This is a genomic window from Streptomyces sp. NPDC040610, from assembly GCF_055594065.1.
Genome location: NZ_JBVIXA010000006.1, coordinates 77,821 through 96,117, shown reverse-complemented (window position 1 = coordinate 96,117; position 18,297 = coordinate 77,821). Strand labels below are relative to the sequence as shown.

At 72.3% G+C, this 18,297-nt stretch carries 15 protein-coding genes and 1 riboswitch; of the genes, 11 read left to right on the top strand and 4 right to left on the bottom strand.

Annotation, left to right across the window (positions count from 1 at the left end):
• Positions 1-46: 46 nt before the first annotated feature.
• Positions 47-1,273, bottom strand: a complete 1,227-nt coding sequence (locus ACZ6AA_RS21800) for an MFS transporter (RefSeq protein WP_471459528.1) — start codon at positions 1,271-1,273, stop codon at positions 47-49.
• Between the two features lie 162 nt (positions 1,274-1,435).
• On the opposite strand from ACZ6AA_RS21800, the gene ACZ6AA_RS21795 reads away from it, so the two are divergent.
• Positions 1,436-2,608 (top strand): ROK family transcriptional regulator, encoded by a 1,173-nt coding sequence (locus ACZ6AA_RS21795; RefSeq protein ID WP_468453337.1) that lies wholly within the window; start codon positions 1,436-1,438, stop codon positions 2,606-2,608.
• A gap of 176 nt (positions 2,609-2,784) precedes the next feature.
• On the opposite strand, the gene ACZ6AA_RS21790 is transcribed toward ACZ6AA_RS21795, so the two are convergent.
• Entirely contained in the window at positions 2,785-5,109 is a 2,325-nt protein-coding gene (locus tag ACZ6AA_RS21790; protein ID WP_468453339.1) for a chitinase C-terminal domain-containing protein, read from the bottom strand.
• 290 nt (positions 5,110-5,399) lie between these two features.
• A riboswitch (FMN riboswitch) is annotated at positions 5,400-5,530 on the top strand.
• A 178-nt stretch (positions 5,531-5,708) separates the two neighbouring features.
• Here ACZ6AA_RS21790 and ribD point away from each other — a divergent pair.
• The 10 genes from ribD (at position 5,709) to ACZ6AA_RS21740 (ending at position 14,812) form a co-directional block, all read left to right on the top strand.
• Positions 5,709-7,013, top strand: a complete 1,305-nt coding sequence (ribD, locus tag ACZ6AA_RS21785) for a bifunctional diaminohydroxyphosphoribosylaminopyrimidine deaminase/5-amino-6-(5-phosphoribosylamino)uracil reductase RibD (protein ID WP_468453341.1) — start codon at positions 5,709-5,711, stop codon at positions 7,011-7,013.
• A complete protein-coding gene (locus ACZ6AA_RS21780) occupies positions 7,014-7,667 on the top strand; it encodes a riboflavin synthase (RefSeq protein ID WP_468453343.1) in 654 nt (217 codons plus the stop codon).
• On the top strand, positions 7,664-8,326 hold the full coding sequence (locus ACZ6AA_RS21775; RefSeq protein ID WP_468453344.1) for a nicotinamide mononucleotide transporter family protein: 663 nt from the start codon (positions 7,664-7,666) through the stop codon (positions 8,324-8,326). The genes ACZ6AA_RS21780 and ACZ6AA_RS21775 overlap by 4 nt, the downstream gene beginning before the upstream one ends.
• Positions 8,323-9,660: a bifunctional 3,4-dihydroxy-2-butanone-4-phosphate synthase/GTP cyclohydrolase II gene (locus tag ACZ6AA_RS21770; protein ID WP_471459525.1), complete on the top strand. Its 1,338-nt coding sequence runs from the start codon at positions 8,323-8,325 to the stop codon at positions 9,658-9,660. Before ACZ6AA_RS21775 ends, ACZ6AA_RS21770 begins: the two co-directional genes overlap by 4 nt.
• Before the next feature lie 47 nt (positions 9,661-9,707).
• Positions 9,708-10,214, top strand: a complete 507-nt coding sequence (gene ribH / locus ACZ6AA_RS21765; RefSeq protein ID WP_468453348.1) for a 6,7-dimethyl-8-ribityllumazine synthase — start codon at positions 9,708-9,710, stop codon at positions 10,212-10,214.
• A 13-nt stretch (positions 10,215-10,227) separates the two neighbouring features.
• Positions 10,228-10,500, top strand: coding sequence for a phosphoribosyl-ATP diphosphatase (locus ACZ6AA_RS21760; RefSeq protein ID WP_471459523.1), 273 nt, complete (start codon positions 10,228-10,230; stop codon positions 10,498-10,500).
• 128 nt (positions 10,501-10,628) lie between these two features.
• Positions 10,629-11,477, top strand: coding sequence for an ATP phosphoribosyltransferase (gene hisG, locus ACZ6AA_RS21755; protein WP_468453350.1), 849 nt, complete (start codon positions 10,629-10,631; stop codon positions 11,475-11,477).
• A gap of 28 nt (positions 11,478-11,505) precedes the next feature.
• Entirely contained in the window at positions 11,506-12,021 is a 516-nt protein-coding gene (locus ACZ6AA_RS21750; protein ID WP_471459520.1) for a PH domain-containing protein, read from the top strand.
• Positions 12,022-12,335: 314 nt separating this feature from the next.
• On the top strand, positions 12,336-13,721 hold the full coding sequence (locus ACZ6AA_RS21745; RefSeq protein WP_468453354.1) for a hemolysin family protein: 1,386 nt from the start codon (positions 12,336-12,338) through the stop codon (positions 13,719-13,721).
• On the top strand, positions 13,718-14,812 hold the full coding sequence (locus tag ACZ6AA_RS21740; RefSeq protein ID WP_468453356.1) for a hemolysin family protein: 1,095 nt from the start codon (positions 13,718-13,720) through the stop codon (positions 14,810-14,812). Before ACZ6AA_RS21745 ends, ACZ6AA_RS21740 begins: the two co-directional genes overlap by 4 nt.
• Before the next feature lie 90 nt (positions 14,813-14,902).
• Here the strand turns inward: ACZ6AA_RS21740 and ACZ6AA_RS21735 are convergent, their stop codons facing one another.
• Positions 14,903-16,774: an AAA family ATPase gene (locus ACZ6AA_RS21735; RefSeq protein WP_471459517.1), complete on the bottom strand. Its 1,872-nt coding sequence runs from the start codon at positions 16,772-16,774 to the stop codon at positions 14,903-14,905.
• A gap of 452 nt (positions 16,775-17,226) precedes the next feature.
• Entirely contained in the window at positions 17,227-17,895 is a 669-nt protein-coding gene (locus tag ACZ6AA_RS21730; RefSeq protein ID WP_468453360.1) for a uridine kinase family protein, read from the bottom strand.
• Positions 17,896-18,297 lie beyond the last annotated feature (402 nt).

The window sequence follows — 18,297 nt, the reverse complement described above, 5'->3', positions numbered from 1 at the left end:
GTTGAGTGCCCTGGGGCCCGTGGGTCCAGTGGGACGTGCGGGCGCGTCAGGACTTGCGGTCCGCCGGTGCCGCCTCCGCCGAACCGGCCCGCACCGACGGCGCCGGGCGGCCCTCCGTGCGCAGCACTCCCGCGAACGCCATGAGCCCACAGGCCAGTGCCGTGACCAGGCAGAAGGACGCCACCAGGCTGGTCGCGTCGGCGAGCGCGCCGATCGCCGACGGGGCGACCAGGCTGGAGGTGTACGTGATGGTGGCGACGCCCGCGATGGCCTGGCTGGGGTTCGTGCCGCTGCGCCCGGCCGCGGCGAACGCCAGCGGGACGACGACCGCGATGCCGAGGCCCATGAGTGCGAACCCGGTCATGGCCATCGCCGCGTGCTGCGCCGTCACCACGAGCAGTCCGCCGAGCGCGGCGCACGCCCCGCCCGCCCGCACCGTGCGGACCGCGCCGAACCGGTCGACCACCTTGTCGCCCGCGAACCGCGCGATGGCCATCGTGAGCGTGAAGCCGGTGGTGCACGCGGCGGCCAGGCCCGCGGAGGAGCCGAGCACGTCCTTGAGATACACCGCCGACCAGTCCAGGCTGGCGCCCTCCGCGAACACCGCGCAGAAGCCGACCGCGCCGATGAGCAGCGCCGACTTCGGCGGCAGCGCGAACCGCGGCGGCGCCTCCTCCTCGGGCGCGCTGCGCAGGTCGAGCACGCCCTGACAGGCGATCAGGCCGAGCACGGTGAGCACCGCGGCGGCGGCGACGTGGTGCACGCGGGCGTCGACGTGCAGATGGGCGGCGATCGTGCCGCCCGCCGAGCCGATCAGGGCGCCCGCGCTCCACATGCCGTGCAGGCCGGACATGATGGACTTGTCCATGCGGTGCTCGATCTCGACGCCGAGCGCGTTCATGGCCACGTCCGCCATGCCCGACGTCGCGCCGTACACGAACAGTGCCGCGCAGAGCGTCACCAGGTTCGGCGCGAGCGACGGCAGGGTGAGCGCGAGCGTCCACAGGGCGAGCAGCCCGCGCAGCGCCGTCCGGGCGCCGAAGCGGTGGCTCACCCAGCCCGCGAGCGGCATCGCCACGGAGGCGCCGATCGCCGGGAAGGCGAGCGCCAGGCCGAGCAGGCCCGCGCTGATGTCCGTGTGGTCCTGGATCCACGGCACCCGGGTCGCGAACGACCCGGCGACCGACCCGTGCACGCAGAAGATCACCGCGACGGCGATCCGGGCCCGGCTCAACCGCCGTTTCTCCTGCCCCACTTGGTGCTGCTCACTCATCCGCTCCACCCCTCCACGGTCCCGTTCGGAACCGCCGCAGTAAACTATCAGGAACCCTGCCTGATAAAAGAGGGCCGGGGAACCGAATATCGCGCGCGTCCGGAAAGCGGCCTCTCCTCGGTGGAGGGCGGACCGACCGGAGCGCTGTGGAAGGATCCCGCCATGCCCGCATCTCCGAGCACCGCTCGGGCCATCAACGACCGGCTCGCGCTGCGTCTGCTGCAGAGCGAAGGGCCCTTGACGGCGGGACAGTTGAAGCAGCTCACCGGCCTGTCCCGGCCCTCCGTCGCCGACCTCGTCGAACGTCTCCAGGGCTCCGGTCTGATCACGGTGGTGGGCGAGACCGGGGAGCGCCGCCGCGGCCCGAACGCCCGTCTCTACGGGATAGTCGCCGACCGGGCCCATCTGGCCGCGCTCGACGTGCGCACCGAGAGCGTGTCCGTGGTCGTGGCCGATCTGCTCGGCGCGCAGCTCGCCGAGGCGACCGTGCCGATCGGCGGCGGCACCGGCACCGGCCGCGCCGTCGAGCGCGCCGTGGCCCTCGTCGAGCGCACGGCGCGGGCGGGCGGCGCGAGCAGGCTGCACACGGTGGGCGTCGGCGCGCCCGGCCTCATCGATCCGGCCACCGGCGACCTGCGCGACTCGGCGGGACTGCCCACCTGGCACCGGAGCCTGGTCGCCGCCCTCACCGAACGGCTGCCCGCCCGCGTCCTGGTGGAGAACGAGACCAACCTCGCCGCCCGCGCCGAGCAGCGCGGCGGGGCCGCGCACGACCGCGACACGTTCGTGCTGCTCTGGCTCGGCGCGGGCACCGGCGCCGCCGTCGTCCTCGACGGCACCCTGCGCCGCGGTGCCTCCGGTGGCACCGGCGAGATCGGCTTCCTGCCCGTCCCCGGCACCGGCGGGCTGCCGTCCGCGACCGCCTGCGACGGCGGCTTCCACTCGCTGGCCGGGTCGGCGGCGGTCGAGGACCTGGCCGCCGACCACGGTCTGAAAGTGACGCCCGAGCCGGACGAGCTGCCCGCGGCCGCGCTGGTCCGCCACGCCGTCGAGTCCGGCCACACCCCGTTCCTCGACGCCCTCGCCGACCGCGTGGCCATCGGCGCGGCGTCCGTCGCGGCCGTCCTCGACCCCGGATGCGTGGTGCTCGGCGGCGAGTTGGGGCGCGCGGGCGGCGAGGTCCTCGCGGGGCGGGTGGGGGAGCGGGTGGCCGCGATGTCCCCCCTGCCGACCGAGGTCCGGGCCAGCGCGCTGGGCGGCGCGGCGGTACTGCGGGGCGCGCTCCTGACGGCACGGGACGCGGCCCAGGACGAACTCTTCGCGCCCGGGGGGTGAAGGGGGCCCGGGCGGCCACGAACGCCGACCGGCCCGGCCGCCTTCGGGGCGGGCCGGGCCGGGCTTGCCGGGAGCCCGGCGGCGGGGCAAGGGCACGTCCACCCGCCGCCGGGCGTTTGTGGGGGAGCCGACCGGCGACCGCCGGGCCGTGGGCCGGGCGGTCGCCGGTCGGAGGGTCAGCAGGCGCCGAGGTCCTGCCACACGCCCCAGGTGCCGGTGGTCCCGGGCTCCTCGCCCTTCGTCCACCACTTGGACTTCCAGGTGTGCGACTTGTGGGACACGGTCGTCCCGGAGCCGTACTCGGACGACGTGCTCCACGCGGGCGCGGTGCACTTGCCGGGCGGGTCGGTCGGGTCCGGCGGGTCGGTGGGCCCGGTGCCCGTGCCGGGTTCGACCACGGTCGTGCCGCGCGCAAGGTCACCGGCGAGCCCGTAGGTCGTACCGGCGATGTTCACCGTCCAGTTCGACGGGGTCGACACCGGCAGGTAGTAGTTGAAGGAAAGGTCCACGGACGCCCCGGGCGCGAGCGTCTGCCAGGCGGGCAGCTTCAGCGAGACCCGGTGGAAGTCGCCCTTGAGGCCGCCGACGTTGGTGCCGGTGTGCCCGGTGCTGATCACCTTCGTGCCGAAGCCGGACTGGTCGGATGCGTTGGCAGGAGCCGAGGTCGAGTAGTCAAACTGGAACTCTGTGCCGCCCGGGAGGGTCGTTTTCGTGTTGTTGGTGATCTTCAGCTTGGGCGTGATCGGGTAGTTGGAGTCGCCGAGCTTGAAGTCCCCGAACTCCACGCCGATGTCGACGGCCTTGTTGGGCAGGTCCTTGCCCGCGACCTTCGCGCCGTACGGGGACGCCGACTTGAACTTGTCGTACATCGCCGTGGTCAGCGTGTCGCCGATCTCGTACTGCCCCTTGGCGGAGTTGTACTTGTAGTCACCGGCGAGCTCCCACACCATCGTGCCGCCGATGCCCTTGTCGACCACGTAGTCGGCCTTGGCCTTCACCGACTGCTCGTCCTCGGTGGACAGGAAGACCTTCTTCTCGGCGTTCCACAGCCAGGGCGCGACGAGCGTCGAGTCGTACTTGCGCGCGTAGGTGCCGGTGAGCTTGGTGTCGGCGGCGAAGCCGTACTTGGTGACGTAGTCGCCGACGACGCCCTTCTCCAGGTTCTTGGCGTGCCACATCGGGTTCGACCCGGCGGGCGACTCCTTGCCCTTGTCGTCCTTGTCGTGCCACAGGTTGTCGATGCCGACGGCGCCGTCACCGCACTTGGTCAGCCCGGAGCCGGCCGGACAGTCGGTCGACGCCGCCTTGCCCCAGAGTCCGTCCGTGCCGCCCTGCACATTCTTGAAACCGCGGGTGTAATACGGCAGGCCGATGTTGATGCGGCCCGCGGGCATCGAACCGCGGAAGTAGTGATAGGCCCAGTCGGTGTTGAGATATCCGACCCCGCCGTACTGCTGGCTGCCGTAGACCCCCGCCGCCGCGAGTTCGGCGTCCTTCCCGTCGTCGTAGAGGGAGGCGTTCGGGCCGACGTATTCGTTCCAGGCGCCATGGAGGTCGTACGACATGATGTTGACGTAGTCCAGGTACTTCTGGACCTGGAAGGTCTCCATGCCGCGCAGCAGATATCCGGACGACGGCGCGGCCACGGTCAGGAGATAGTGCCTGCCGTCGGCGGCACCGGCCCGGTCCAGCTTCTCGCGCAGCGTCTTCATGAGGATCGCGTAGCCCTTGACCAGGCCCGCGCGGCGGCCGTTGGCGAGCTGCCAGTCCAGCGGGTTGCCCGCGTCCTTCATCGTCGTCGGGTATTCGTAGTCGATGTCGACGCCGTTGAAGCCGTACTTCTTGATGAACGCGACAGTGGAGTCCGCGAAGGTCTCGATGCCCGCCTGGTTCACCGAGCCGTCCGCGTTGGTGGCCATCGAGTAGAAGCCGCCGGAGTTCACACGCTTGCCGTCGTCGCCGAAATAGCCGCCGGTCTCGGCCCAACCGCCCACGGAGACCATGGTCTTGACGTTCGGGTGCTTCTTCTTGAACTTATTCAGCAGATTGAAGTGACCCTTGTAGGAGTACGCGGGGTCCATTTCCGCGCCCGCGACGCCCGGCCAGGTCATTCCGGTGGCGGCGTTCTTCTCGCCGTCACCGCCCACGGAGATCTTGTTGTCGCTCCCGATGTGCGCGAAGGCGTAGTTGAGATGGGTGACCTTGTCCCAGGGGATGTCGGACGCGAGATAGGCGGGCTCGCCGTTCTTGCCGGTGCGCCAGCCGGTGAAGTAGCCGATCACGCGGCGCTGGTGGTCGGCGCCCATCTTCTCGCGGCCGTCGGCGTCGTAGACGGAGCAGTAGGGGACGTCGACGCCGGGGGTCTTGTAGAGGCCGTCGGGACGGCAGGACTCGTTGTCGGCGGCGTGCGAGGTGGTCGCGGCGAGGGTGCTCATGAGCAGTCCGGCGACCGCTGCGCCGGCTGCCAGGAGCGTGGCTCTCGCTCGGGTGGGGGTGGGCACGTCGGTTCCTCCTGGGGAGGCTCGGTGTCGCACAACGAACGGGGACGGCGGCCCACGGTGTGCGCACACCGGGCGGGCCTCTCCTCGGAGTGACGCAGACGTTAAGAGGACTAGACCAGTGCGTCAATAGGTATGTACCAATCCCTTTTCCGGGATCCGATGCGCCCGGGGATGCGGTAAGGAGGGGGCGCGCGAGGGTCGAGGGAGGGGGCGGATGCCTGTGAGCCAGCCCACAGGATCTCCCCTGCACGGCCCTGACCAGGCGTGGCACACTGGTCGGGTACCAGTAGCAGCGCACTCCGGGGTCGGTGTAATTCCGAACCGGCGGTTACAGTCCGCGACCCGGCCGCCTCCAGCGGTCGGTTGACCAGGTGAAACTCCTGGACCGACGGTGAAAGTCCGGATGGGAGGCAGTGCGCGGCGAGCGGACACATGTGTCATGTGTGTCGCCTCGTCGTCTTGGCTCGGTTCCGTCTGACGGGACCGGTCTCTTTCGACGTCGGCGACCCCGGCGACGATCCATGCCGGTTGTTCCGCTCGTTGAGTGTCGTCGTCATCGACAGCCCCGGAGTCCGTGCCCGAAGAGGCAGGAGGACCCGGTGGCCACCGCAGCCGAAGCAGTCGCCATGCGACGCGCCGTCGCGCTCGCCGCGCGCGGACTCGGGTTCACAAGCCCCAATCCCGTCGTCGGCTGCGTCATCCTCGACGCGGGCGGCGACACCGTCGGCGAGGGCTACCACCAGCGCGCGGGCGGACCCCACGCCGAAGTGCACGCCCTGCGCGCGGCCGGAGAGAAGGCCCGCGGCGGCACAGCCGTCGTCACCCTCGAACCCTGCAACCACACCGGCCGCACCGGCCCCTGCGCCCAGGCCCTCCTCGACGCCGGGATCGCCCGCGTCGTGTACGCCGTCGACGACCCCACCCCCGACGCGACCGGCGGCGCCGCCACCCTGCGCGCGGCCGGAGTCGACGTCGAGTCCGGTCTGCTCGCCGAGGAGGCCGGGACGGTCAACGCCGCCTGGCTCACCTCGGTCCGCACCGGCCGCCCGCACGTCACCTGGAAGTACGCGGCCACGCTCGACGGCCGCATCGCCGCAGCCGACGGCACCAGCCGCTGGATCAGCTCCGCCGCGTCCCGCGCCGACGTGCACCGGCTGCGCGCCGAGTGCGACGCCGTCGTCGTCGGCTCCGGCACCCAGCGCGCCGACGACCCGCACCTCGCGGTGCGCGGCATCGACGGCGTCGTACAGCCGCTGCGGGTCGTCGTCGACACCCACGGCACCGCCGTGCGGCCGGGCGCCCGGGTCCTGGACGACGCGGCGCCCACGCTGGTGGCCGTCGCGGAGGGCGTGGAGCCGCTGCCCGGCGTGGAGACGGTGCACCTTCCGTACGCGGACCAGCACGCGGACGCCGAGAACCTGCCGTACGTCGAGCGCGCCCCGCGCCCCTCGCGCGCGGCCGGGAACGGCGGCGCGTCGGCGCCGTCCGGGCGACCGGACGCCGACGACGAAGACGCCCGCCTCGAACACCGCTTCACCGCCAGCGGCGGCGCCTACCGCGCGCAGCGCCCGGCCGCACCCGCCGCGGACCGCGCCCCGTCGAGCACCCCCGGCGGCCTCGACATCGACGCGCTGCTCGCCGAACTGCACGCCCGCGGCGTGCGATCCGTGCTCCTCGAAGGCGGGCCGACGCTCGCCGGTGCCTTCGTGGCCGCCGGTGCCGTCGACCGCGTCATCGGCTATCTCGCGCCCACGCTGCTCGGCGCGGGCCCCGCCGCCCTCACCGGCGGCGGAATCACCACCCTCACCGAGGCGTTGCGCCTCGACGTGCGCGAGTGCGTCGCGCTCGGACCCGATCTGCGTATCACCGCGACCGTCGCGGGCCCCGGAACGAAGGAGCACTGAGTGTTCACCGGAATCGTCGAAGAGCTGGGCGAAGTCACCGCCGTGGAGAACCTGGGCGACGCGTCCCGCTTCCGGCTGCGCGGCCCCGTCGTCACCGACGGCGCGAAGCACGGCGACTCCATCGCCGTCAACGGCGTGTGTCTGACGGTCGTCGAGCACGAGGGCGACGAGTTCACCGCCGACGTGATGGCCGAGACGCTCGACCGCTCCAGCCTCGGCGCCCTCGTCCCCGGCTCCCAGGTCAACCTGGAGCGCCCGACCGCCGTCGGCGCCCGCCTCGGCGGGCACATCGTGCAGGGGCACGTCGACGGCACCGGCACCATCGTCGACCGCAAGCCGTCCGACAACTGGGAGGTCGTCAAGATCTCCCTGCCCGAAGGACTCGCCCGCTACGTCGTCGAGAAGGGCTCCATCACCGTCGACGGCGTCAGCCTGACCGTCGTCGACGCCGGGGCCGACTTCTTCACCATCAGCCTGATCCCGACCACCCTCGCCCTGACCACGCTCGGCATCAAGCAGCCCGGCGACCCGGTCAACCTCGAGGTCGACGTCATCGCCAAGTACGTGGAGCGGCTGCTCGGCGCCGGCGCCGTGACGCCCGCACAGGCCGCGGCCGCCAAGGCCGGGGCACCGGACCGGGAGGCAGGGAAGTGAGCACGTTCGACTGGCTGAACTCCGAGGCCTTCACCGCCTTCGGCCAGCACATCATGTGGTCCGACATGGTCGGCAACAGCATCGGCCTGATCGCCCTCGCGCTCGGCTGGCGCCGCTCCATCTGGACGTGGCCCGCCCAGTTCCTCTCCGGCGTCGTCCTCGTCGCCGCGTACGCCTCCGCGCAGCTCTCCGGCGGCGTCGGCAAGCAGCTCCTCGTCATCGGCGTCGCCCTGTGGGGCTGGCGGCAGTGGACGCGGGGCAGCCGCGCCGCGCAGGACGGCTCCATCGCCGTGCGCTTCGCCACCTGGAAGGAGCGCGGCATCCTGCTCGGGGGCACCGCCGTCGGCACCCTCGCCGTCGGAGCGCTCTTCACCGCCCTGCCCGACCTGTCCTGGAACCCCTGGCCGGACGCCTACATCTTCGTCGGCACGCTCGCCGCGATGGTGGCCCAGGCCCGCGGCCTGGTCGAGTTCTGGTTCGCCTGGCTGCTCGTCGACATCGTCGGCGTCCCCCTCGCCTTCTCCAGCGGACTCGCCTTCTCCGGGTTCGTGTACGTCGTCTACCTCGCCCTCGTCCTGTGGGGCCTGCGCGACTGGTGGCTGCGCTCCCGGCAGCCCGCCGGCCAGCAGCGGCCCGCTCTGGAAGGAGCCCCGGCATGACAGCTCAGCCCACTCCCACGCCCGTGGACCAGGAGCCGTCGCCCGCGGCCCCCGCTCCGGCCGCGCGCGCCGAGGACGTCGCCCTCGACCTCTCCCTCGACCCGGTGGAGATGGCCATCCGCGACATCGCGGCCGGCCGCCCCGTCGTGGTCGTCGACGACGAGGACCGCGAGAACGAGGGCGACCTCGTCATCGCCGCCGAGAAGGCCACCCCCGAGATCGTCGCCTTCATGATGAGCGAGTGCCGCGGCCTGATCTGCGCACCCATGGAGAGCGACGAGCTCGAACGCCTGCACCTGCCGCAGATGGTCGAGAACAACACCGAGTCGATGAGCACGGCCTTCACCGTCTCCGTCGACGCCAGTGGCGCGCACGGAGTCACCACCGGCATCTCCGCCGCCGACCGCGCCACCACCCTCCAGCTCCTCGCCGGCGGCAAGGCCGACGCGGGCGACTTCGTCCGCCCCGGCCACATCTTCCCGCTGCGCGCCAAGGCGGGCGGCGTCCTCGTGCGCGACGGCCACACCGAGGCCGCCGTCGACCTCGCCCGGCTCGCGGGGCTGCGGCCCGCCGGGGCCATCGTCGAGATCGCCGGTGAGGACGGCCGGATGCTGCGGCTGCCCGAGCTGGTGCCGTTCGCCCGCAGGCACGGCCTGACGATCATCTCCATCGAGGACCTGATCGCCTACCGCCGCACCGCCGAGCCCACCGTCCGCCGCGAGGCCGAGGTCCGCCTGCCCACGTCCTACGGCGAGTTCACCGCGTACGGCTATCGCTCCACCGTCGACGGCGTCGAGCACGTCGCGCTCGTCCACGGCGACATCGGCACCGGCGAGGACGTCCTCGTCCGCATCCACTCCGAGTGCCTGACCGGCGACGTCTTCCACTCCCTGCGCTGCGACTGCGGGCCGCAGCTGGAGGAGTCCATGCGGCGCGTCACCGACACCGGGCGCGGCGTCGTGGTCTATCTGCGCGGCCACGAGGGGCGCGGCATCGGGCTGCTCTCCAAGCTGCGCGCCTACGAACTCCAGGAGCGCGGCAGCGACACCCTGGACGCCAACCTGGAACTCGGCCTGCCCGCCGACGCCCGCGACTACGGCGCCGGCGCCCAGATCCTGGAGGACCTCGGCGTACGCAGCCTGCGCCTGCTCACCAACAACCCCGACAAGACCGAAGCCCTCGCCCGGCACGGCCTGAAGGTCACCGCGCGCGAGCCCATGCCGGTCACCGTCGGCGAGCACAATCTGCGCTACCTGCGCACCAAGCGGGACCGCATGGGCCACGACCTGCCCTGGCTGGACACCCCGGAGATGTCCGCCTGCGGCAACCAGTAGCACAAGCCATCCGAACAGAGCCCCGACACACCCCCGAGGAGAAGCGCGTGAGCGGCAAGGGTGCCCCCGAACTGAGCGTGAAGAACTGTGGCGACCTGCGCGTCGCCGTCGTCGCCGCCCTGTGGCACGAGCGGATCATGGACGGTCTCGTCGACGGCGCGCTGCGCGCCCTGCACGAGCTCGGCATCGACGAGCCGACGCTCCTTCGCGTGCCCGGCAGCTTCGAGCTGCCCGTCGTCGCCAAGGTCCTCGCGGGCCGCGGCTACGACGCGATCGTCGCGCTCGGAGTGGTCATCCGCGGCGGCACCCCGCACTTCGAGTACGTGTGCCAGGGCGTCGCCCAGGGCCTCACCCAGGTGTCCGTCGACACCGGCGTGCCCATCGGCTTCGGCGTGCTGACGTGCGACACCGAGGAACAGGCCCTGGACCGCGCGGGCATCGAGGGCTCGACCGAGGACAAGGGGCACGAAGCGGTCACCGCCGCCGTGGCCACGGCGGCCACGCTCCGCACGATCTCCGAACCCTGGCGGCAGGGGCGGGGCGCGGGCGCGTAGAGTGAACGACATCATGTCCAAGAAGACTTTCGAGGAACTCTTCACCGAGCTCCAGCACAAGGCAGCCAACGGTAACCCCGCCACCTCCCGCACCGCGGAGCTGGTGGACAAGGGCGTCCACGCCATCGGCAAGAAGGTCGTCGAGGAGGCCGCCGAGGTGTGGATGGCCGCCGAGTACGAGGGCAAGGAAGCCGCCGCCGAGGAGATCTCCCAGCTCCTGTACCACGTACAGGTGATGATGGTCGCCCGCGGCATCTCCCTCAGCGACGTGTACGCCCATCTCTAGAGCGCGTTCTCCGGAGCGCGCGCCGGGCGCGCCGCTCCGGAGCGCACGTCCCGTTCACCGAACGCCCCTTCCCGACATTCTTTCCGTACGTCCGCACGCACCTTCCTCACGCAAAGGAATCAGACCTCATGCTGCGCATCGCCGTCCCCAACAAGGGTTCACTGTCCGGACCTGCGTCGGCGATGCTCCATGAGGCCGGCTACCAGCAGCGCAAGGAGTCCAAGGAACTCGTCCTCGTCGACCCCGAGAACGAGGTCGAGTTCTTCTACCTGCGCCCGCGCGACATCGCGATCTACGTCTCCTCCGGCAAGCTCGACATCGGCATCACCGGACGCGACCTGCTGATCGACTCCGGCGCCAACGCCGAGGAGATCCTGCCGCTCGGCTTCGCCCGCTCCACCTTCCGCTTCGCCGCCAAGCCCGGCACCGCACAGGGCATCGACGACCTGGCCGGGCGCACCGTCGCCACCTCCTACGAGGGCATCGTCGCCAAGCACCTCGCCGACAGCGGCATCGACGCCTCCGTCATCCACCTCGACGGCGCCGTCGAGACCGCCATCGAGCTGGGTGTCGCGCAGGTCATCGCGGACGTCGTCGAGACCGGCACCAGCCTGCGCAACGCGGGCCTCGAGGTCTTCGGCGAGCCGATCATGAAGTCCGAGGCGGTCGTCATCCGGCGCACCGGAGCCACCGCCGACGACCCCAAGGTGCAGCAGTTCCTGCGCCGCCTCCAGGGCGTCCTGGTCGCCCGGACGTACGTGATGATGGACTACGACTGCCGCGCCGAGCACCTCGAACAGGCCGTCGCGCTCACCCCCGGCCTGGAGTCGCCGACCATCTCCCCGCTGCACAACGAAGGCTGGGTCGCGGTCCGCTCCATGGTCCCCACCAAGGACGCACAGCGGGTCATGGACGACCTGTACGCCATCGGGGCGCGCGCCATCCTGACCACGGCCATCCACGCCTGCCGCCTCTGACGGCGCCGGACCTCGCGACATGTCTGCCATGACTGCCAAGCCCGATCAGCCCACCGGCTCCCCGGCGCAGGCCCTGCCCGTCACGTTCCGGCCCGCCCGCACCCGGGCGGTGCTGCTCACCGCCGGGGCCGCGGTCTTCGCCGCCCTCGTCGTGATCTCCGTGCTGCTGCCCAACCTCAGCCCGGGGGAGCGGACCAGCTTCGTCTTCACCGGCGCGCTGCTGCTCGGCGTGCTCGTCCTGCTGAGCAGGCCCAAGGTGGTCGCCGACGAGACGGGCGTGACCGTCGTCAACATCGCCACGAGCCGCCGCCTGGAGTGGGCCGAGATCGTCCGGGTCAATCTGCGCCCCGGCGACCCCTGGGTGTTCCTCGACCTCACCGACGGCACCAGCCTGCCCGCCCTCGGCATCCAGCCGGGCATCGCCAAGCAGCGCGCCATCAGCGACGCCCGCGCGCTGCGGGCCCTGGTCGACGCGCGCTCCGGCCGCGAGGCCGACGGCTCCGCGGGCGCGGACGGGAACTCCGGGAACACCGACGCCGACTGACAGCCCCTGCGGGAACACCGACGCCGACTGACGACCCCTACGGGAACACCGGTACGTACCGGGGGATCTCCTCGGGGCCGGAATCCGGGAGGACTCGGGGGATCCCGAACTGACGCGTCGGCGCCTGTCTTGATTAATCTGGATGCGGGGCGGACTCCATGTGCCGCCCCGCCCCGGACGGCCGGCGCGGCCGGTACGGGGCCCCTGCTAACCGAGGAGTGACCCTCTCCGGCGATGGACGGATCGTCCTGTAGTACCTGCGCCGCCCCCTCCCGACATACGGGGACCCGAACACCGGGCGAGGCGGCGGCATCATGACCATCCCCCTGCTGCTCCTCGGAGCGGCTTTCCTGCTGATCCTCGCCAACGGCTTCTTCGTGGCCGCCGAGTTCGGCCTCGTCACCGTCGAGCGGCCCGACGCCGAGAAGGCCGCCGCCGACGGCGACCGCCGGGCGCGCACGGTCGTCGGCGCCCTGAAGGAGCTGTCCTTCCAGCTGTCGGGCACCCAACTCGGCATCACCATCACCTCACTCGTCATCGGCATGCTCGCCGAGCCCGCCCTCGCGCACCTCCTCGCCCGCCCGCTCACCTCGACGGGCATACCGCAAGGGGCTGTTTCCGGGGTCGCGGTGGCCGTCGGCATGCTCCTGGCGTCCGCGGTGCAGATGGTGATCGGCGAGCTGGTGCCCAAGAACTGGGCCGTGTCCCGGCCGCTGCAGGTCGCGCGGTTCGTCGCGGGCCCGCAGCACGCCTTCTCACGCCTGTTCCGGCCGGTGATCGCCGGGCTCAACTCCGTCGCGAACCGCCTGGTGCGGTCCCTCGGGGTCGAGCCCGCCGAGGAGCTCGCCTCCGCCCGCACCCCCGGTGAACTGGTCTCCCTCGCCCGGCACTCGGCCCGCGCCGGAGCGCTGGAGCAGGACACCGCCGACCTGTTCGTGCGCACGCTCTCTCTGGGCGAGCTCACCGCACAGCACGTGATGACGCCCCGCGTGAAGGTCAGCGCCCTGCAGTCCTCCGCCACCGCCGAGGACGTGGTCAACCTGACCCGGGCCACCGGCCTGTCCCGCTTCCCTGTCTACCGGGAGCGGATCGACGAGGTCGTCGGCATGGTCCACCTCAAGGACGCCCTCGCGGTCCCCGCGCACGAGCGGCTGCGCGCCCCCGTCGGCCGGATCGCCAAGTCCCCGCTGCTCGTCCCGGAGACGCTGCCCGTGCAGCCCCTCCTGGAACGGCTGCGCAGCGAGCAGCCGATAGCGGTGGTCGTCGACGAGTACGGCGGCACGGCCGGAGTGGTCACCCTGGAGGACATTGTCGAGGAACTCGTCGGCGAGGTCCGCGACGAGCACGACCACCAGGACGGCCTGCCCGACCTCGCCGCCGCCCCGCCCGAGGACGGCAGACCGGCCTGGGACGCCGACGGCGGCTGCCGCGTCGACACTCTGCGCCGCATAGGACTCGACGTGCCCGAGGGGCCGTACGAGACCGTGGCCGGGCTGGTCGCCGATCTGCTCGGCCGGATTCCGGCGCCCGGCGACCGCGCAGAACTCCCGGGCTGGCGCCTCGCGGTCCGCCAGGTCGGGCACTACCGCGCGGAGCGGGTGCGACTGGTGCGGACCCAGGGTCCGGCAGGGGCGCACGGCGAGGCGGCCGACGGGGCCGCTGACCGGGTGGGCGCCGCGGTCGCGGAGGCCGTGCGATGAGCGCCCTCCAACTCCTGCTCGCCGTCCTGCTCGTGTTCGCCAACGGCTTCTTCGTGGGGGCCGAGTTCGCGCTCGTGTCCGTGCGACGCAGCCAGATCGAGCCGCTGGGCTCCAAGCGGGCCCGCCAGGTCCTGTACGGCCTGGAGCATCTGCCGCAGATGATGGCCGCCGCCCAGTTCGGCATCACCGTGTGCTCGCTGACGCTCGGTGCCGTCGCGGAGCCGACCGTGGCGCATCTGCTCGAACCGGTCTTCCACGCGGTGCACCTGCCCGAGGGCATGATCCACCCCCTCGGCTATGTGATCGCGCTCGCCGTCGTCGTCTTCCTGCACCTCGTCATCGGCGAGATGCTCCCGAAGAACCTCGCGATGGCGGCGCCCGAGCGGACCGCGCTCTGGCTCAGCCCCGGCCTGGTCGCGTTCGCGCGGCTGTGCCGGCCGGTCACGGTGACGCTCGGCGCCTGCGCCCGGCTGATCCTGCGGCTGTTCAAGGTCGAGCCCAAGGACGAGGTGGAGGCGGTCTTCACCAGCGTCCAGCTGGGCCGTCTCGTGGAGGACGCGGGGCAGGCGGGTCTCCTCGACCCGCGGGCGCAGGAGCGCCTGGAGGACGCCCTCGAGCTGGGGTCGCGGCCGGTGACGGACGTCCTGCTCGACCGCGCCTCCCTGGTCACGGTCGGCCCTTCGGTCACCCCGGCGCAGGTCGTCGAACTCACCGGGCGCACGGGCTACTCCCGGTTCCCGGTCCGTGCGGAGACCGGCGCCTTCATGGGCTATCTGCATGTGAAGGACGTCCTGGACCTGGAGGACACCGACCGCGCGGTGCCTCAGCACGTCTGGCACCAGATGACGGTCCTGCGCGCCGAACTCCCCCTGGACGACGCCCTGACCGTGATGCGGCACGCCGCGACGCACCTGGCACAGGTCGCCGACGCGTCCGGCAAGGTGCTCGGCCTCGTCGCCCTGGAGGACGTCCTGGAACTCCTGGTCGGCGAGGTCCGCGACCCGGCGCACCGGGTGGCGGTGCCTCCGGCGTCGCGCGCGGCGCGGAGCCGGGGCGCGGGGGACGTCCGAGGGAAGGAGCTGGTCGGCTGAGGCCGGTGGTGCCGGTGGGCCGGGGCGGCCGGGGAGGACCCGTGCCGCCTCGGCCCGGCGCCGCCTCAGGCGCCCGGCCCCACGGTCGGATCAGGCACCGGCCGGGTCGGTCGGCCCCCGGCCCGAAAGGACCTCCCCGTACGCCTGCATGAGGTCCGGCAGCCGCAGGGTCGACAGGTCCGCGCGGGTCGGCGCCCCGGGATAGCCGGAGAGCCGCAGGTCGCGGTAGGCGCAGCTCTTCTCGTACAGCGTGCGCAGGAAGCGGCCGTTGCCCAGCTCGTCGATCCAGGTCTGGTCGACCACGTGTCCGCTGATGGAGCGCAGTTCGTCCAGGGCCTCCTCGTCCCACAGGTCGCCGTTGTCGGCGGCGAGGACCTGCCCGATCGCGGTGAGCTCCAGGGGCCGGTACGAGGGGAAGTCGACGCGCGTCGTGAAGCGGGAGGAGAGCCCGGGGTTGGCGGCGAGCAGCCGGTCCATGCCCTCGGGGTAGCCCGCGAGGATCACCACGAGGTGGTCGCGGTTGTCCTCGGCCCGCTTCAGGAGCACCTGGAGGGCCTCGTCGCCGTACGCGTCGCCCTTGCCGTAGCCGGAGTTGGACAGGGAGTACGCCTCGTCGACGAAGAGGACGCCGCCGATCGCCGAGTCGATCAGCTCGTTGGCCTTCACGGCGGTCTGGCCCAGGTACTCGCCGACCAGGTCGGCGCGCTGGGCCTCCACGAGGTGGTCGCCGCCGAGCAGCCCGAGGGCGTAGAAGACCCGGCCGAGGATGCGGGCCACGGTGGTCTTGCCGGTGCCGGAGGGGCCGGAGAAGACGAAGTGTCGTTTCGGCGGCTGCACCGGAAGGCCCTGCGCCGCCCGGAAGCGGGCCATGTTCAGCTGCGCGGAGAGCGCCTTGACCTGGCGTTTGACGGGTTCGAGGCCGACCATCCGCTCCAGTTCGGCGAGCGCCTGCTCAAGCAGGGCCGGGTCGGTGGGCGCGGGCGGGGGCTTGTGGGGCACGGGCTTTATGGGGATCACGGCCTTCTCGCGCACCGTGTCGGCGTCGGGCGGGCCGCCGCCGGGCGGCAGTTCGGGCTCGGTCACCTTCAGGTCGCGGCCCTCGGCGCCGAACAGCGCGTCCACGCCGTCGGGCCCGTCGAGGGCGTCCTGGCCGACGCCGGTGAGGGAGATCGCGGCCAGGTCGGCGGCGTCGTCGTAGCCGTCGCCCTCGGCGATGGCGGCGAGCCGCGCCGAGGTGTCCATGAAGGCGGGGTCGACGCGGTGCACCGCGCGGTACAGCGGCAGCGCGGCGGCGGACCGGCCGGTGCCCTCGTGCGCGCGGGCCAGCCAGTAGCGCAGCTCCTTGCGCTGCGGCTGTTCGCTGCGGCAGCGCATCAGCGCGGCCGAGAGCAGCGGCTCGGCCTGTCCGTACATCTCCAGGCGCACCCGTGCCATGCCGCCGAAGAGGCCCGCCTCGATGCCGAGCATCGCGTCGTCGATCAGCGGGTCGGTGTGCCGCACCAGCTGCTCCCAGTCCTTGACCAGGTAGGCGCGGCAGGCGTGCAGGAAACGCACCTGCGCGTCGGCGTCGACCGGCGGCAGTCCGGCGAGGGCCCGGTCGAGCTCCGGCACATGGCGGCCGTCCAGCCAGTGCGAGGCGTGCGCGAGCAGCAGGTCGCGGGTGGACTCCAGGACGGGCTGCACCCACCAGCCCAGCCAGTACCAGGAGTTGAGGGTGCGCACATGCCGGGCGCGCTGTTCGCCGAAGCGGTCGCGGTGCTGGAACATTCTGAGCAGCGCGGTCGTTGTGTCGATGCGCAGTGCGTGCAGCCCGAGCCAGCCGTCCGCCATGCCCGGGTCCATGCGCACCGCGGCCCTGAACTCCTCCTCGGCCTGCGGATAGGCGCCCATGGTGTAGGCGTCGACGCCCCGCAGCCAGGCGAGGTCGGCCGGGGCCGTAGTGCCCTGGGTGCCGAAGTCCATCACGTCCCCCACAAACCGTGCCCCCGTTTGTGTACCACCGGGCCGGTGCCCGGCGGCAACTGAGCTGAACCGCCGTGCTGCGGACGGGAGTTGACGCGGTGCGCGTAGCAGCCGTCCGAAGTCGCACCAAGATGCATCGTACCTGCGTGGCAGTGCTCGGCCGTAGGGTGCCGCAGCGTTGGATCTCCGGCGGGGGCTGCCGGGGGCGGCCGAGGAGGAGAGGCCCGATGGTCACCCAGGGTGAGCGATCGGCGGCTCATGGCGCTGGGAAAAAGCGGGTGCAGGGCAGAACGAAGCCCCCGATCACGGGGGAACAACCGGGGGCTTCGCGTCTGCGGGCGACCCGAAAGGCCGCACATTGAGAACGTAAGTCCTGTAAGGCCCCTGGGTCAAGCCGAGTTGAGGCACTCACGGAAACTGGCCACGCGGTCCTGAAGCCGCCTTCGGCAGGTTCAGCGCGCTGCCGACGGACCTTCACCCTGAGTGACGATTTGGGTCAGTGCTGCCGTCTCGTCGGGCCCCGCCAGCAACTCGTACCCCCCAGACAACTCGTGTACGAGCAACTGGGCGAAGGGCCGCGACGGGTCCTCGGCGAAATGACGTCGTTCGGCCGCTTCCCAGCCGTCCCAGAAGCCGCTCAGGGTCGGCCCGTCCCGTCGGCGCCCGCGTGCCCAGGAGGTGTCGCGGGGCAGATCCATCCACAGCAGGCCCGCCAGGAGCGGCCGTAGCACCCGGCGGCCCGCGCCGACACCCTCCAGCAGGACGACGGGGGCGGCGGGCAGCGGGCGGTCGGCAGGACCGAAGCGGCGCGCGTGCCAGTCGTACGCCGCATAGTGCGCCGTTTCGCCTCTGGACAGCGGCTCCACGACCTGGCGCAGCAGTCGGTCCGTCCAGTCGAACAGGTCGGCGTGGCTCGCGATGTCGTCGAGGTGGAGCACCGGGGCGCCGCCGAGTGCCTCGGCGAGCCGCGCGGTGAAGGTCGACTTGCCGGAGCCCGCGTGTCCGTCGACGGCGACCAGCCGGACCGGACCGCAGGACGGCGGCAGGTGGCGCACGGCGCGGGCGAGCCGGGGGAGGCCGGGGAGGCCCGGGAGGGGTGCGGGGCGGCGGGTATCGGTCATCGCGGGCCAGCCTACGGGCCGGGGCGCGCGGGGCGCGGATCGTGGGGCGCGGGCGCGGTTCAGTGCGCTCTCGCAGGTCATACCAGAGGTAGAGGCCAATATTGGTCGCCCCTTCCGGGTCCGGATCGCTGGCAGAACCCGTCGACGTACGGCCATAGTTGGCGCACTGTCGTGTACCTGACCATCGCTCTCCGGCCGCGGCCGGAACCCATCGACCGGGAGTCCCCGTCCATGGACCAAGCTGAAGGCATGTCCCGCAGAAGAATCCTCACCACGGCGGCCGGAGCCGCGGCCGTGGGGGGGGGGGGGGGGGGGGGGGGGGGGGGGGGGGGGGAGGGGGGGGGGGGGGGGGGGGGGGGGGGGGGGGGGGGTCTTGGACTGGCCGAGCATGGTGGAGGCGGC

Excerpts from the sequence above, each read along its gene's own strand:
- ACZ6AA_RS21750 (WP_471459520.1), top strand. The coding sequence starts at position 11,506 with ATGACTGCCAAGCCCGATCAGCCCACCGGCTCCCCGGCGCAGGCCCTG.
- ACZ6AA_RS21735 (WP_471459517.1), bottom strand. The coding sequence starts at position 16,774 with ATGGACTTCGGCACCCAGGGCACTACGGCCCCGGCCGACCTCGCCTGG.
- ACZ6AA_RS21745 (WP_468453354.1), top strand. The coding sequence starts at position 12,336 with ATGACCATCCCCCTGCTGCTCCTCGGAGCGGCTTTCCTGCTGATCCTC.
- ACZ6AA_RS21740 (WP_468453356.1), top strand. The coding sequence starts at position 13,718 with ATGAGCGCCCTCCAACTCCTGCTCGCCGTCCTGCTCGTGTTCGCCAAC.
- ACZ6AA_RS21760 (WP_471459523.1), top strand. The coding sequence starts at position 10,228 with ATGTCCAAGAAGACTTTCGAGGAACTCTTCACCGAGCTCCAGCACAAG.
- ACZ6AA_RS21730 (WP_468453360.1), bottom strand. The coding sequence starts at position 17,895 with ATGACCGATACCCGCCGCCCCGCACCCCTCCCGGGCCTCCCCGGCCTC.
- hisG (WP_468453350.1), top strand. The coding sequence starts at position 10,629 with ATGCTGCGCATCGCCGTCCCCAACAAGGGTTCACTGTCCGGACCTGCG.
- ACZ6AA_RS21800 (WP_471459528.1), bottom strand. The coding sequence starts at position 1,273 with ATGAGTGAGCAGCACCAAGTGGGGCAGGAGAAACGGCGGTTGAGCCGG.
- ACZ6AA_RS21770 (WP_471459525.1), top strand. The coding sequence starts at position 8,323 with ATGACAGCTCAGCCCACTCCCACGCCCGTGGACCAGGAGCCGTCGCCC.
- ACZ6AA_RS21795 (WP_468453337.1), top strand. The coding sequence starts at position 1,436 with ATGCCCGCATCTCCGAGCACCGCTCGGGCCATCAACGACCGGCTCGCG.